The organism is Pseudoalteromonas sp. PPB1 (assembly GCF_015356275.1).
GTDB lineage: Bacteria > Pseudomonadota > Gammaproteobacteria > Enterobacterales > Alteromonadaceae > Pseudoalteromonas > Pseudoalteromonas rubra_D.
The window spans coordinates 1-14,858 of record NZ_JACEQV010000008.1 but is presented as its reverse complement, the minus strand read 5'-3'; the positions used below and the strand labels follow the sequence as shown (position 1 = coordinate 14,858).

The window sequence follows — 14,858 nt, the reverse complement described above, 5'->3', positions numbered from 1 at the left end:
GAAAGTAAATCCATGCATGCTGGTCAATTATCCGAACCTACCCAAACGCACCAACTTGGCGAGTTCCGGCCCGAGCAGGACTGTTTATTTGTTTCCGGACAGTCATGCCTGGTAAGTCGTGGTATGGCCAAACGTTTTACTTTGGCCATTAATGATAACGAGGCGCTGGCAAGTCAGCTGCAACAACAATTAGATGCGCACGCAGCCAGCCACCAGGATCATGCTATCGCCTTTGGAGTGATACCGTTTTGTAAGCAGCAGCAGGCTCAGTTTATCATCCCGGAGCAGGTCAGCACGCTGGATAAACAACTCTTCGCACAATGTCTGAGTGCACAGCATACGAGTGCTCAGACACCGAATCGCTTGCTGTCCGTGCACTACAAACAAGACCGGGCACACTTTGAGCAAACCGTGCGCGATGCCAAAGCCTTATTTGCTGACGGTGAGCTGGATAAAATCGTACTCAGTAAACAGGTTGAATTACAGTTTGAGCAACCACTGGATCAGGTTGGCGTACTCGCTCAATTACTGGCACAAAGCCCCAGTGGTTATCACTTTTCGATCCCCAGTCAGTTGCATGATGCTGATACTGAGCAAGCAGCTGGGGTATTAATGGGCGTCAGCCCTGAGCTATTACTACGCAAATCTGACGGACAAATTTTTAGCAACCCGCTGGCCGGTTCAATCCCCCGGGATCCTTGCCCCAGCGTCGAAGCACAGCGCCGTTCAACCCTGTTCGCATCGAAAAAAGACCGCTATGAACATGCTGTGGTTTTACAGGACATGGCACAGATCCTCGGCCCGTTGTGTACCCAATTGCATATACCCGAGCAACCCGATCTGCTTAGCACAGCCACCATGTGGCATCTATCAACGGTTATCGAAGGCACACTCACAACCCCACAACAGCCCGCAATCGCGCTGGCCAACCGCCTCCATCCAACGCCGGCACTGTGTGGTAAACCCACAGCACTGGCGTACCAGCACATCGACACGCTGGAAGGTCACGGCCGCGGCTTATTCTCAGGGATCGTTGGCTGGTGTGACAACCAGGGCAATGGCGAATGGGTGGTGGTGATCCGCTGTGGTTACCTGCAAACCAATCTGGCGACCTTGTTTGCCGGTGCCGGTATTGTGGCTGCCTCCGACCCCAGTTCAGAGTGGCTGGAAACCGAGGCCAAATTAAACACTATGCTGAACGCGCTGGACGTACGGCATGCCTATCACTTAGCAACGAAACACACACTATGAGTATTGAATATACCCCGTGGCCCGAAGAGCTGGCCGCCCACTACCGCGCCCAGGGCTACTGGCAGGATAAACCGCTTACCAGTATTCTAGACGACCAACTGGTGCACAATGGACAAGGCATTGCCGTGGCGGATGCCAACCGGCAACTAAGCTATCAGCAACTCGATGAATATAGCACCAACCTCGCAGCCCACCTGGCCAGTCAGGGGTTGCAACAAGGCGATACCGCGCTGGTTCAGCTGCCCAACTGTGTGGAGTTCTATATCAGCTACTTTGCGCTGCTTAAGCTTGGCGTAGCACCGGTTTGCGCGCTGTTTAATCATCAGCGCACTGAATTACAAAGTTATTGTGAGATCCTGCAACCTAAGCTGCTGCTGGTTTCTTCTGCTCAGCCTTTGTTTGCAGACGAATCATTCTCTCAGGAATTGTACAATCGCTTTGCCTGTATCAACCACATCATGGTTGACCACAGCAAAGGCAACAGTGAGCTGAAGCAAGCGTATTTACAACCACGCAGCTTCTGCGCACCGAAACTCAACCCCGAAGATGTGGCCTTTTTCCAGCTCTCTGGCGGCAGCACCGGCACTCCGAAACTGATCCCGCGCACCCACAACGACTACCTATACTCTGTTGTTGCCAGCCGGGATATTTGTCAGCTGCATGGCGATACCCGTTATTTGTGTGCCCTACCGGCACCCCATAACTTCCCCCTCAGCTCACCTGGCGCATTGGGCGTCTTCGCAGCTGGTGGCGCCGTGATCCTGGCTTCAGACCCCAGTCCGAGTAACTGCTTTGCCTTGATTGAACGCTTTGCCATAACCCACACCGCGCTGGTACCGCCAGCACTCCAGCTGTGGTTGCAACATGCACCACACAGCGACCATGACCTGAGCAGCCTGGCGCTGATCCAGGTTGGGGGTGCTAAGCTCAGCCGCACCGTGGCCGAGCAGGTCAGGCCGGTGCTGGGTGCCCAACTACAGCAAGTGTTTGGCATGGCAGAAGGTCTGGTGAACTACACCCGCCATGACGATGATGACGAGCTGGTACTGACGACCCAAGGACGTCCCATTAGCCCGGATGATGAGATCAAAGTCGTTGATGAACACGGCCAGCCGGTCGCCCCGGGTGAAGCCGGCAGACTCATTACCCGCGGCCCGTATACCTTCCGGGGCTATTACAAATCACCTCAGCATAACGCCAGTGCATTTGATGCAGAGGGGTTTTATGCCTCCGGTGATCTGGTCAGGCAACTGCCCTCTGGCCACCTGATTGTGGTCGGGCGAGATAAAGATCAGATCAACCGTGGCGGCGAGAAAATAGCGGCCGAAGAAGTGGAAAACCACTTGCTGGGCCATCAGCACATCGAGCAGGTTGCCATCGTCTCTATGCCCGATGCCACGCTGGGTGAGAAAAGTTGCGCTTTTGTGGTAGCCGCTGAAAAGCTTACCCCTTTGCAACTGCGCAAATACCTGCGTCAACTGGGGATCGCCGATTTCAAAGTCCCCGATAAGTTCCAGTTTGTAACCGACCTGCCCCTGACTGCGGTCGGTAAAGTCGATAAAAAAGCCCTGCGTGCCACGTTCGACGGCCAGGCCTGATTAATAAAAGAAGCAAAAACACGATGAGTATTCCTAAGCTATCCCATTATCCGTTACCCCGCGCTGCGGAGTTACCCGAAAACCGCGTTGACTGGCAGCTCGATGCAAACCGTGCCGCCCTGTTGATCCACGATGTTCAGCACTATTTTGTCGGTTACTACGGTGATAATAACCCGCTGATTGAAACCATGATCAGTCACATTCAGCGCCTCAAGCAGTTCTGTTACGACCAGGGTATTCCGGTCTATTACACCGCCCAGCCAATCAAGCAGGGTCAGCATGAACGCGGACTACTGAGCGATATGTGGGGCCCGGGCCTGCAAGACCCGGCGCAACAGCCGATTGTCGATGCATTGGCACCAGGCGAGCATGATGTGGTCCTGACCAAGTGGCGCTACAGTGCCTTTCAAAAGTGCGACTTTGAAACGCAACTGCGTGAGCGCAACCGTGATCAGCTGATGATAGTCGGTATCTACGGCCATATCGGGGTGATGACCACCGCGGTAGATGCCTTTATGCGTGACATTCAGCCGTTTGTGATTGCCGATGCGATTGCCGACTTCAGCCGCGATGAGCACCTGATGGCACTGAACTTTGTGGCTGGACGCTGCGGCAAAGTGGCGACGGTTGCCGAGATCCTGGGAGAAGAAACGCAGGACATCACCACACTGGAAGGCCTCAAAGCGCATATCCTGCCGCTGATTGATTGTGAGGAGGATGAGTTTGATGAACATGAAAGTCTCATCGACTATGGTCTGGATTCCGTGCAGGTGATGAACCTCATTGCCCTGTGGCAGCAACAAGGCATTGAAACCAACTTTATCGAACTGGCTCAGATCCCGACACTGGCGGCCTGGGTTGAGCTGCTCGAAGAGCGTAAGGAGGACTGATGTCCAGCGCGTTGCCATTAACCGATTCGCAACAGGCGATGTGGCTGCTGCACACCATCAGCGGCCGGGGGACACTGTTTAACGTCGCCGAATGTATCGAGTTTCAGGGTCAGATCTCCGCAACCATGTTACAACAGGCGCTTGCCCACGTGTGGCAAAGCAGCGATTGTCTGGCGGGCCGGTTTGTCCATGACGCCAGTTTTGTGCCTCAGCTTAGCCCGAATAAGGAGGTGCCACAGATCCACATTCAAACCCAGGACACCCAGCCAGAAGACATTCAGGCTTTTGCCAATGACTTTGTTGCACCGTATATGGCACAGAGTTTTTCATTGCCCGATGAGGCCTTGCTCAAACTGACTTTGGTACGTACCCCAGAGCAAGACCTGCTGTTTATTGTGGGTCACCATTTACTGCTCGACGGCTATGGATTTGGCTTGTTTACTCAGGCACTGAACCGTAGTTATAACGCATTACAAAAAGGCCGGGCACTGCCCAATCTGCGCTTTGGTACACAAAGCCAGTTGCTCGAATGGCAACGCAGCGAAACCTACTTGGCACGTCAGCAAGTGGCGAAAGCCACCTTAATCTCCTGGCTTGAGAATACCCCGCCCGCAAAAAGTTTTAGCAGCAGTGAGGCGGATGTGACTGAAGCTAACCGCCGCCAAAGTGCGACTTTGAGCCGTGCAGACTGGCATACCATTCAGTCGGCAGCCTCCTTATGTCAGGCCGGTCATGCCGAGTTGCTGATCGCCGCCGTGTGCGCCGCGCTGGTCGCCAAATCGGGGCAGTACCATGTCACCCTGGGCATGATCATGATGAACCGCCAGCATCAGGTGGAGCTCAGCACCCCCTGCGTGCAAAGCAACGTGATGCCGCTGCCATTGGTACTGGATGCTGAGATGACCCTCAGTCAGTGCTGCCGGGTGATCAACCAGGGGATCAAATCTCTCAAAGCACTGCAGACCTTTCGGGTTGAAGAGCTCAAACGCGAGCGCAACAAGCAAGGCCTGAGCCCGCACGTATATGGCCCGACCGTCAACCTGTTACCGTTTTCCAGTAATCCTAAATACGGCGCAGTTGCGTGTCAGTCGCATATTCTCAGCGCCGGCGCCACCGACGACATCATGTTGCAATGGCACTTGTTGCAGGACCAACCGGCTAAGCTGGATACCGACGCCAACGTCGCTCGTTATACAGACTCTGAGCAACAGCAAGTGCAGACACAGATCTTCGCCGCAGCCCGCTGCTGGTCAGCACAGCCGAATCGCACACTCGACTCAGTCATCAATGAACTCACCGCAGGAGCTGGATATGTCGTTTGATGCCAGACTGCAACAGGAATATCACGATCAGGTTGTGTGGATCAGTGGCGTCGGCCAGGGCATCGGCCTGGCCGCCGCACAGCGTTTTCATGCGCTGGGTGCCAAAGTGATTGGCTTTGATCGCCAGTTTAGCGATCTCAGTGTGCTGCATCGTGCCATAGAATGTGATTTAGGCGCACCAGAGCAGCTCGCTCAACAGCTGGACAAACTGGTCGCGGAGGGACTTGCCCCGTACAACCTGATTAATGTCGCCGGGGTGCTGGAGCTGGGCGACCTGGAGCAATTGACGCTGGCTCAATGGCAGCACTGCCAAACCGTCAACAGCACCGCTGTGTTCACTTTTTTACGCGCCTGCACACCGCATTTTAAACAGCAAGGTAAAGGCGCAGTGGTCACAGTAGGTTCCAACGCCGCTGATACGCCACGCCAACAAATGGCAGCCTATTGCGCCTCCAAAGCTGCGGTGACACAGCTGACGCTGACAGCCGGGCTGGAGCTGGCCAACTTTGGTGTGCGTTGTAATGTGATAGCACCAGGCTCGACGCTGACACCAATGCAGACGGGCATGTGGCAAGATGAAAAGGGTGCACAGCGAGTGATTGATGGCTTTGCAGCGCAGTATAAGCTGGGGATCCCGTTGCAGAAGCTGGCCACTGCAGAAGAAATTGCCGACAGTATTGTGTTTGTGGCATCCAGCCTGTCTTCTCATACCACCTTACAGGTGATCACCCTAGATGGTGGCGCGACGTTTTAACGTCACGCCCTCATTCAAACGATTAAGTTAACGCTTCCAGCTGCTCAACCTGAGCGTCCATCAGCCGCTGCGGATCAAGGCAGAACGCCTGGATCACCAACTGGTAAATATGTGCCAGATCAGAAATATCCTGCACGTCTGCCGATTCGTTGACCTGATGGATATTGTCGTTCCTGAGGCCAAATTCAATCACCTGAGTATGGCTGGAGGCAATGAACCGCCCATCAGACGTGCCGCCATCTGTGGTCAACACAGGCACCTGATCCACCACCGCCTCTATGGCATTGCAGATCAAGGCGACGAATTCATCCGCCTGATTAAAATAGGGTGCGCAGGGACGTTGCCACTCAATGTCGTAATTTAAATCCAGATCCAGCAAAATGTCGTCGATCATGCGCTTTAACTCCGCCTCATTAAAGCGGCTGCTGTAACGAAAATTAAAGCAGACATCACACGCGCCCGGCACCACATTGTCAACAAACTCACCACTGTTGAGCTGCGTAACCTGAAACGTAGTGCCCGGCATCTGCGCCGTGCCTTTATCCCATTCCAGCGCCAACAAGCGCTGCAATAATCGCGCGGTGTGATGGGTGGCATTATCACAGTTATGCGGATAGGCCACATGGCCCTGACGGCCATAGACCCGAATGTGCGCAGACAAAGATCCACGACGACCAATTTTGAGCACATCACCCAAAGTCTTGCGGCTTGAGGGCTCACCAACCAGACAGTAATCTGGCAGATGATCAACCCCTTGCTGCTTAAGGTAGCTCATCAGTGCGACGGTGCCATGCTCTGCCTCCCCTTCTTCATCACAGGTGATCAAAAACATCAGGCTGCCACGTGTACACTGCGCCAGGATCGATTCAACGGCGGCAATAAAACAGGCAATCGCGCCTTTCATATCCGCAACACCACGACCATAAAGTCGACCATCCTGAATATTGGCTGCAAAGGGCGGGCTTTGCCACAATTCCATCGGACCTGGCGGCACCACATCCAGGTGTCCGGCAAAAGCCAGTGTTTCACCCGGGCCAAATACCCGTTTAGCGACCAGATTACGGACCCCCTGACGCGTCACTTCATGACAGTCAAACCCCAGCGACTGCAACTTGCGAACTAAAAAGCAAAAGCTGCCGGCATCGTCCGGGGTAATGGATTTATAACGCACCAGTTTCTGAGTCAGTGCAATGGCCTGTTCACTCAATATCGCACAGCGTTTCAGAGCCGTTCCGGCAACTTGCATATCGCTTTACCCATTCATTCTTAGTTATTGAAATTGTGGACAAAAGTAAAACCTTTGCCCCAGTTGATTAGCTAGACGAGCTGGTGGGTAAAAAATTCATATTAATCGGTGGGTTTTTGCTCTGGATCAAGGCGTTTTTTTTCTCTGTGGTTTGTTGTGATTTCCCCCGACTCAAGCCTAAAGAAACCCCCGTAGCCTTCGTCCTTAAGGGCAAGAAACACTATTTCACGCAGCTATGCGTGTGGTTAAGGTAATCAAAGGCAAAACAATGAAACTATACGACGTGATTGGGATTGGATTTGGTCCCGCCAACCTGGCCCTGGCAATCGCCCTTCAGGAGCAAAACAAACTGAGCGATCGAGTCTGCTTTATCGAAAAGCAACAGGATTTTCTTTGGCATGGCGGCATGTTGCTGGACAACACCACGATGCAGATCTCCTTCTTAAAGGATCTGGTCTCGCTGCGTAACCCTACCAGTCACTTTAGTTTTATTAACTACCTGCACCACAACAAACGCCTCGACAACTTTATCAACCTGAAAACCTTCTACCCATCAAGACACGAATTTAACGATTACCTTGGCTGGGCAGCCAGTCATTTCCGTGATCACTGTCATTTTGGTGAGCAGGTATGTGGCGTAGAGCCGGTGTTACTGGACGGTCAGGTTGATCACCTCAAAGTGATCAGCCGCGACAATGAAGGTCAGCAAAGTGTCCGCCTGACCAAGCACCTGGTGGTCAGCGTGGGTGGCTCGGCGAAAGTGCCAGCTCCGTTCAGCGCACTTCAGGATGCCGATAACGTCTGGCACTCATCACAGTATCTGCATAATAAGGATAAAGTGAAAGACGGTGATCGCGTCGCCGTGATCGGTGCCGGCCAAAGTGGCGCCGAGATCTTCGCTGATCTGGCCGCGATGAACGAGCAACCTGCTGTGGATATGATCATGCGCGCTGGTGCGATGAAGCCGGCCGATTCCAGTCCGTTTGTTAACGAGATCTTTGATCCCAGCTTTACTGACGTGGTGTTCAGCAAGTCATCTGAACAAAAAGATCGTTACTTCAATGAATTCCGCAGCACCAACTATTCAGTAGTGGATGAGCCGCTGATCGACCACATTTACGCCAGTCTCTATCAACAGAAGCTTAACGGCACAGATCGACTGGCTATTCGCAACCGCACCAGTGTCAATGGCGCCAGCATCAATGCCCAGGGCAAAGTGGTACTGGAACTGGAAAGTGTCCATGGTGTCAGCCAGGTTGAGTACGATCAGCTGGTACTGGCCACAGGCTACCAGTACCCAAGCCGCTCACCTTTGCTTGAGCAAGTGAGCGAGTGGTTGCAACCTAACATCACGCGCCAATATCAACTCGAAACCAGCGACCAGTTCAAGCCCAAGATCTTCACTCAGGGTGTGAATGAGCAAACCCACGGGATCAGCGACTCGCTGCTGTCTATTCTGGCAGTACGCTCTGCAGAGATTGTCGACGCACTCGAGCTATAATCTCCCTGCAAACGGGCTTCCACCGCGAAGCCCGTGTTGCTTTTCCCCATCCTCTCCAACGCCTGTTGCACTGCTTCCCTTTTTTGATATTCGCGTTGCCTGTCAGACATAAAAAAACCGCTATACAGCGGCTTTTAGCGATGTGCGGGAGGGTTAGTCCCGCTGAGTGAGTTTGGCTATCAGGTCGGTCTGCACCGCCGCTGCACGAATGATCTGCTGGTGATCATCCCCTGTGTGAGTCGCCGTCACTGTGCTGCCCAACATGATTTGATAGGCCGCTGTCGCAGCAGGCTCAGCATCCGTAGACCACCAGGCGTGCGCCCGTTCGGCCACGCCTTCCAACACATAATCCGGCTGACTCTCTGCCGGCTCCATCCGGGCCAGTCGATACAGCTCATACCCATCGGATAGCAGTTTGCAAAGTTCCTGTTCAGGCAGCAGTAGTAACTCTTCGTTGAACAAGTCAGCAAAGCGAGTGCGATGTGCCACCAGCCAGGCTGCCAGCGTATCGGCATCCTTCAGGTCCTGCTGTAAGGCGGCAGTGAGCTCAGCCACAAACGTCTGATGCAATGCCGTGTCGACCGGCTGAGCAGATCCACCGATCCACTCCAGCGCCCAGTCTGACCAACTCAGCTGCGTGGCGGCAAAGTCACTACACGGGTTCCAGCTGTCCACCAGATATATCTGACGGACAGTTCGTCCCTGTGCTTTCAGCATGCGGGCCACCAGCACCGCCAATGCGCCACCCAGTGACCAGCCCATCAAATGGAAATTCCCGTGCGGCTGCGCCGTCATGAGCGCCTCAGCGTAATGCCCGGCCAGCGCAGTCAGGCCATTAATGTCTGACAGATTCGCCGCCGGGGCGACCCCAACGCAGTTAAACTGACCCGTGAGCTGCTCGGCCAGCGGGCGGTATGGCGCAGTCAGGCCATTCCCTTCGTGGAAACAATACAGAGTCTCGGCATTCGCCGTGTGCGGGTTCAGCGACTGTAACAGGGTGCTGTCCGTATTTTGCATGGCTGCCACCAGCGCTGCCAAATCACCCGCCTGCCACAGTTGCTTGAGCGCCAGCGGCTGCTCGCTGCGCTGCTGCCACAGACTAATCACTTTCAGCCCGGAAATAGAATCACCACCCAGCGCGAAGAAATTATCCCGACGCCCGACCTGTGCCACACCCAGCACACTTTGCCAAATCTGTGCCATCAAGGCTTCACTTTGATTGTGTGGAGCCACATAACTGACCTCACTTTGTAGCTCAGCCTTCGGCAGCGCCTTACGGTCTATTTTGCCATTGCTGTTCAGCGGTAAATCGCTCAGCGCCATGATCACCGCAGGCACCATGTAATCCGGCAGACTGGCCGTCAGCATAGCTTTGAGTGCGGCTTCATCGGGCAGTTCGCCCTGATGGCCACTGACATACGCCACCAGGCGCTTACCACTGGGCGTGTCATCTGCCACCACTACGGCCTGGCGTACTTCCGAGCACTTGCGCAACAGAGTTTCAATTTCGCCAAGCTCAATCCTGAAACCACGAATTTTCACCTGATGGTCAGTACGACCCAGGTATTCCATCAGCCCCTGCTCGTTCCAGCGCACTAAATCGCCGGTACGATATAGGCGGCTGCCATCGTTGGCAAACGGGTTGGCCACAAAGCGCTCGGCGGTTAGGTCAGGACGATTCAGGTAGCCCCTTGCCAGACCGATCTCTTCGGCCAGATATAACTCACCCACCTGTCCTGGCAACACCAGATTAAGATGACTGTCGAGCAGCCAGGCCTGACGCTGGCCAACCAGCTCACCGATGGGTGCATAGACCGCATCAAACTCACTGCCCGGCAAAGCTTTCCAGGTCAGTGGCGTGACCACCGTTTCTGTCGGGCCATAACCATTGATGAAGAAGTCGGGTTGCAGCACACGCTGAGCCAGCTCAAAAGTAGCCTGCGGCATGGCATCGCCACCAAAACAATATACCCGGACCGGCGGCGGGTTGCCCACCTGCTCAACATGGGCCGCCAGTTCACGCAGGAACACCGGTGGGAATACGGCAATAGACACCTGCTGCTGATGCAGATTCTGATAGGTTTCGTGTAAGTCCCACTGGCGCTCAGGGCGGATCACCACAGCCGCACCATGAGTCAATACGGTCAACCAGCGCTCATGTGCACCGTCAAAACAGAACGACATAAAGATCAGCTCGCGATCACTTGGACGCATTTCATAACGTCGACCAATGCCACGACAATGTGCCGCGATAGAAGCCCGGCTGACCAGCACCCCTTTAGGATTGCCCGTCGACCCCGAGGTGTATATCAGATACGCCCCCTGCGCCGGACATACCACTGGCTGCTGCCATTGTTCACTCAGTTTAATGTCAGCAAATGGATGCAAAGTGGCTGCACCGGCGATGCCGTCTAGGCTGTTATCGCTGACCAGGATATGGGCCATCTGGCTGTCCTTGATCATATAGGCCAGTCGTTCCTGCGGATAACTGAGATCCATCGGCACATACACCGCCCCGGCTTTGAGAATGGCCAAAAAGGCCAGTGGTAAATCTATGCCTCGTGCCAGTGCCACACCAACGCGCTGCTCAGGCTTGACGCCCTGTTCGCGCAGATAATGTGCCAACTGACTGGATTTGTCGGCCAGCGCTTTGTAGCTGTAGCTGCGACCATCACAGATCACCGCATCAGCATCTGGCGTTAGCTCTGCCAGACGGTTGATCGTTGACACCACATCCTGATATTGCGTTGCCCCAGGCTGAGGCACCTCACCGCCCGGTAAATAAATGGGCTCAACAGACCCCGGATGCAACGGCGTGATGGGCTCACCAAAGCCCTGCGCCTGCAACGCCTGCTGCTGTGTATCACTGACCAGTGAAAACTCAGACAAACGCGCCTGTGGTGTCTGTAACATAGCCAGGATCAGTGTTTTGTACAGTTCCGCGAGCGCTTTTACCTCGGCTTCGGCCAGCTCGCTACCCTGATAGCTGAAGTGCAGTCGTAGAGTGTCTTCCTGGATAAAGCTGATGGTCAGCGGGAAATTGGTTTCTTCACGGTCTTCTAATACCTCAAAACGCGTCTCACGTGCTTCCTGTTGCAACATCGCTTCGTCAATTGGGTAGTTTTCAAAAACCAACAGGGTATCGAACAGACCTTCACGGCTGAGTTCAAGGGACTGTGCTGCCAGCTTTTGAATTTCATACAAGGGTGTGAACTCATGCTCACGCACTGCCAGTGCATTAGTTTGCTGCACTTGCAACCACTCATTCAGCGACTGGGCAGGGTCCACCGACGAGACCATAGGCACCGTATTGATGAACATGCCCTGGATGGCGTCATGACCGGCCAAATCGTTCGGCCGGCCTGAAGTCGTAGCACCGAAGCACACGGTGTCGCGGCCCAGGTAACGACTGAGCAGCAGCGCCCAGGCGCCCTGCACTAAGGTATTTTGCGTGATACGATGGTCCTGACAGAAAGCCACCAACTGCGTAAATTCAGCCTCTGACAGGCTCACATCAAAGCCACCGAACTGCCCATTTTTAGGCTTAGTCAAAGTACCACTGAGGTAGCTGGGCTCATGCAATCCTGCCAACTGTTGCTGCCAGAAAGTGCGGTTTTGCGCCTCATCTAACTGTGATAAATAACCAATGTAATCGCCGTACTGACCCGCCACCGGCGGCAAGGTTTGCCCCTCGTAAGCCATCAGCACCTCGCCCAGCATGGCAGCGCGGCTCCAGCCGTCAGTCAGGATATGGTGCATGGTCCAGATCAGAGCGTGGCGACCATCTGGGAGCTCGATAATACGCATTCTGCTTAAACCAGGGTCACGTTGCAGATCAAACCCGCGACGCGATTCCTGTCTGGCAAATGCTTTCAGCGCCGCCTCTGAGACCGTTTGATTACGCCAATCCACGATCTCCCAGTCCAACTGAGCTGATTTAGCAACATACTGCAAAGAGATACCGTCGACATCGATAAACCCGGTACGTAATGCCTCATGGCGTTCAATGACCTGCTGCCAGGCGGATTTAAAGCGCGCCACATCCAGGCCAGTGACCATAAAGCAGCTCTGGTTAATATAGGTTTCGCCCCCCTGATAGAGGCTCTGGAATAACATGCCCTGTTGCATCGGTGACAAAGGATATAACGTACTGACGTCATCAAGTGCCAGGGGCAAGCTATCTATTTGCGCCTGACTCAGACCACTAAGCGGCAGATCAGATGGCGTAAAGGTCGCCTGTGCCACTGCACACTGAGCCACCACCTCTTCCAGGGCACCTTGCAGATGCGCCGTGAAGATATCAATCTGCTGTGCAGGCAGTCGTTGTGGCGCATAGCGGATCAACACCTGTAACTGACCATCGGTGACTTGCGCTGTGATAGACAGCTCAGTGTCCATTTCATAATTCGGGTCCCAGGCCGTACCGGTGGACTCAGTAGCAGGCCGCCAGCCAGCTTCTTTGCTGGCCACGTTATCTAGCTGACCCAGATAGTTAAACTCTATCTCAGCAGGCGTCTGTGCCGCCAGTTCGCTGCGTTGCGAGGCACTACCGTAGTAACGGAAAGCCCCGTAACCAATCCCTTTGTTCGGGATGCTACGTAACTGTTCTTTGTTGTACTTAATGGTGTCAGACAGCTCAGGCTGGCGTGTCAACAACACCGGGAACAGGCTGGTGAACCAGCCCACAGTGCGACTCAGATCAACCTCATCATTCCATGGCTCACGGCCATGTCCTTCGAGGTTAATCTGATGCTCAGTTTGTGCCGTCCAGCGGTATAAGGCTTCGCTCAGAGCACTGAGCAACAGATCATTGACCTGAGTTCGATAAGTTTGTCCAGCCTGGGTCAGCAGTGCCGTAGTCGTTGCTGTATCGAGTGTCAGGGTAGATATATCCGCAGCCTGATACTGGCGACTGCCCGCCGGGTTCAGCTCAGGGAAACGGGTCTGCGGCGTCGCCATTTCCTGCCAGTAGGCATATTCAGCCGGATGTGACGAGGCATAGCTTTGGATCTGCTGTGCCCAGAACTGATAGCTGTGACTTTTTGCGCCCAATTGCGCTTGCTCCGACTGCCACAAGGTAGTCAAATCTTCCAGCAAAATGCGCCAGGAAACCCCATCGACCGCCAGGTGATGGATCACCATTAATAAGCGCGCAGTGCCGTCTTCAAGACTCACATGCACCACACGTAGCAGCGGGCCATTTTCCAGATCCAGACTGCGCTGCGCCTGCTCGGCAATGTCAGTCAGTTCACTGATTGAGGCACGCTGATACCAGATGCTTTGCGCCGCCATATCGGCACTGACATCGCGATAACTTTGTTGCCATTGTCCTGCTACATCACGGACAAAGCGCAGTCTCAGTGCGTCGTGCTGTGTCAGCAAAGCAATGACATGCTGTGTCAGCTGCTCGGCGGCCAGCGGTGTCGCCAATTCTAGCATCACCGCCTGATTCCAGTGCTGGTAGCGCGCCATGTTACGCTCAAAAAACGCTTGCTGAATAGGCAGCAGTGTCACCTGACCACTGACATTCTGCTGTGGTAAATCATCAGCATTGTGCTCAGTCATCAGCGGGGCTAGTTTGGCCACCGTCTGTAATTCAAACAGCTGTTTTGCCGTCACTGAAAAACCAGCCTGACGCAGCCGAGCAATAATCTGCAGGCTCAGGATAGAGTCGCCACCCAGCGCAAAGAAATTATCATCCCGGCCAACCTGAGCAACACCCAGCACACTTTGCCAGCTCTCGGCCAGTAATTGCTCGGCCTTGCCCTGTGGCGCAACATACTGCGCGGTGCTGTTCAGCTCAGGTTTCGGTAGTGCTTTACGATCGATTTTACCATTGCTGTTCAATGGCAAAGTATCCAACACCATGATCACAGCCGGCACCATATACTCTGGCAGTTGGGCTGCCAACTCAGCCTTGAGCGCGTCGACCGCCAGTTCGACGCCCGCTTCGCCCGATACATACCCCACCAGACGCTGTGTCGCGCCATCGCAGTCGGCCACTATGACTGCTTCCCGGACGCCATCAATGGCGTACAAAGCCGCCTCAATTTCGCCCAGTTCAATACGGAAACCACGAATTTTCACCTGATGGTCGGTCCGGCCAAGATAGTCCAGCTGACCTTCGCTGTTCCAGCACACTAAGTCGCCGCTGCGATACATGCGGCTACCATCATTGATAAACGGGTCGGCCACAAAGCGCTCGGCGCTCAGGTCGGCACGATTAACATAACCCCGTGCCAGTCCTGTACCGGCAATATAAAGCTCACCAGCCACACCCGGTGGGCACAGGTTCA

8 protein-coding genes are annotated in these 14,858 nt (G+C 54.4%); 6 read left to right on the top strand and 2 right to left on the bottom strand.

All coding sequences use genetic code 11. The features are described 5' to 3' along the window. The first annotated feature begins 12 nt into the window (after nt 1-12). Genes IY568_RS09785 through IY568_RS09765 form a run of 5 tightly spaced genes read left to right on the top strand, consistent with a single transcriptional unit; the run spans nt 13 to nt 5,815 of the window. On the top strand, nt 13-1,251 hold the full coding sequence (locus IY568_RS09785; protein WP_194867449.1) for an isochorismate synthase: 1,239 nt from the start codon (nt 13-15) through the stop codon (nt 1,249-1,251). After that, on the top strand, nt 1,248-2,849 hold the full coding sequence (locus tag IY568_RS09780; protein WP_194867448.1) for a (2,3-dihydroxybenzoyl)adenylate synthase: 1,602 nt from the start codon (nt 1,248-1,250) through the stop codon (nt 2,847-2,849). Before IY568_RS09785 ends, IY568_RS09780 begins: the two co-directional genes overlap by 4 nt. 23 nt (nt 2,850-2,872) lie before the next feature. Continuing rightward, nucleotides 2,873-3,739, top strand: a complete 867-nt coding sequence (locus IY568_RS09775) for an isochorismatase family protein (protein ID WP_194867447.1) — start codon at nt 2,873-2,875, stop codon at nt 3,737-3,739. After that, a complete protein-coding gene (locus tag IY568_RS09770) occupies nt 3,739-5,061 on the top strand; it encodes a condensation domain-containing protein (protein ID WP_194867446.1) in 1,323 nt (440 codons plus the stop codon). Before IY568_RS09775 ends, IY568_RS09770 begins: the two co-directional genes overlap by 1 nt. After that, nucleotides 5,051-5,815 carry an SDR family oxidoreductase gene (locus tag IY568_RS09765; protein ID WP_194867445.1) on the top strand — a complete coding sequence of 255 codons (765 nt, stop codon included), beginning with the start codon at nt 5,051-5,053 and terminating at the stop codon, nt 5,813-5,815. Before IY568_RS09770 ends, IY568_RS09765 begins: the two co-directional genes overlap by 11 nt. Before the next feature lie 22 nt (nt 5,816-5,837). On the opposite strand, the gene dapE is transcribed toward IY568_RS09765, so the two are convergent. Continuing rightward, a complete protein-coding gene (gene dapE / locus IY568_RS09760; RefSeq protein WP_125558687.1) occupies nt 5,838-7,061 on the bottom strand; it encodes a succinyl-diaminopimelate desuccinylase in 1,224 nt (407 codons plus the stop codon). A gap of 268 nt (nt 7,062-7,329) precedes the next feature. Here dapE and IY568_RS09755 point away from each other — a divergent pair, with 268 nt between their 5' ends. Continuing rightward, nucleotides 7,330-8,562 carry a lysine N(6)-hydroxylase/L-ornithine N(5)-oxygenase family protein gene (locus tag IY568_RS09755; protein WP_194867444.1) on the top strand — a complete coding sequence of 411 codons (1,233 nt, stop codon included), beginning with the start codon at nt 7,330-7,332 and terminating at the stop codon, nt 8,560-8,562. Nucleotides 8,563-8,715: 153 nt separating this feature from the next. Here IY568_RS09755 and IY568_RS09750 read toward each other — a convergent pair whose 3' ends face one another. Continuing rightward, nucleotides 8,716-14,838 (bottom strand): non-ribosomal peptide synthetase, encoded by a 6,123-nt coding sequence (locus tag IY568_RS09750; protein ID WP_323744741.1) that lies wholly within the window; start codon nt 14,836-14,838, stop codon nt 8,716-8,718. Nucleotides 14,839-14,858 lie beyond the last annotated feature (20 nt).

Bases quoted from the DNA above. Each gene is read 5' to 3' on its own strand.
- IY568_RS09785 (WP_194867449.1), top strand. From the start codon at position 13: ATGCATGCTGGTCAATTATCCGAACCTACCCAAACGCACCAACTTGGC.
- IY568_RS09770 (WP_194867446.1), top strand. From the start codon at position 3,739: ATGTCCAGCGCGTTGCCATTAACCGATTCGCAACAGGCGATGTGGCTG.
- IY568_RS09765 (WP_194867445.1), top strand. From the start codon at position 5,051: ATGTCGTTTGATGCCAGACTGCAACAGGAATATCACGATCAGGTTGTG.
- dapE (WP_125558687.1), bottom strand. From the start codon at position 7,061: ATGCAAGTTGCCGGAACGGCTCTGAAACGCTGTGCGATATTGAGTGAA.
- IY568_RS09775 (WP_194867447.1), top strand. From the start codon at position 2,873: ATGAGTATTCCTAAGCTATCCCATTATCCGTTACCCCGCGCTGCGGAG.
- IY568_RS09780 (WP_194867448.1), top strand. From the start codon at position 1,248: ATGAGTATTGAATATACCCCGTGGCCCGAAGAGCTGGCCGCCCACTAC.
- IY568_RS09755 (WP_194867444.1), top strand. From the start codon at position 7,330: ATGAAACTATACGACGTGATTGGGATTGGATTTGGTCCCGCCAACCTG.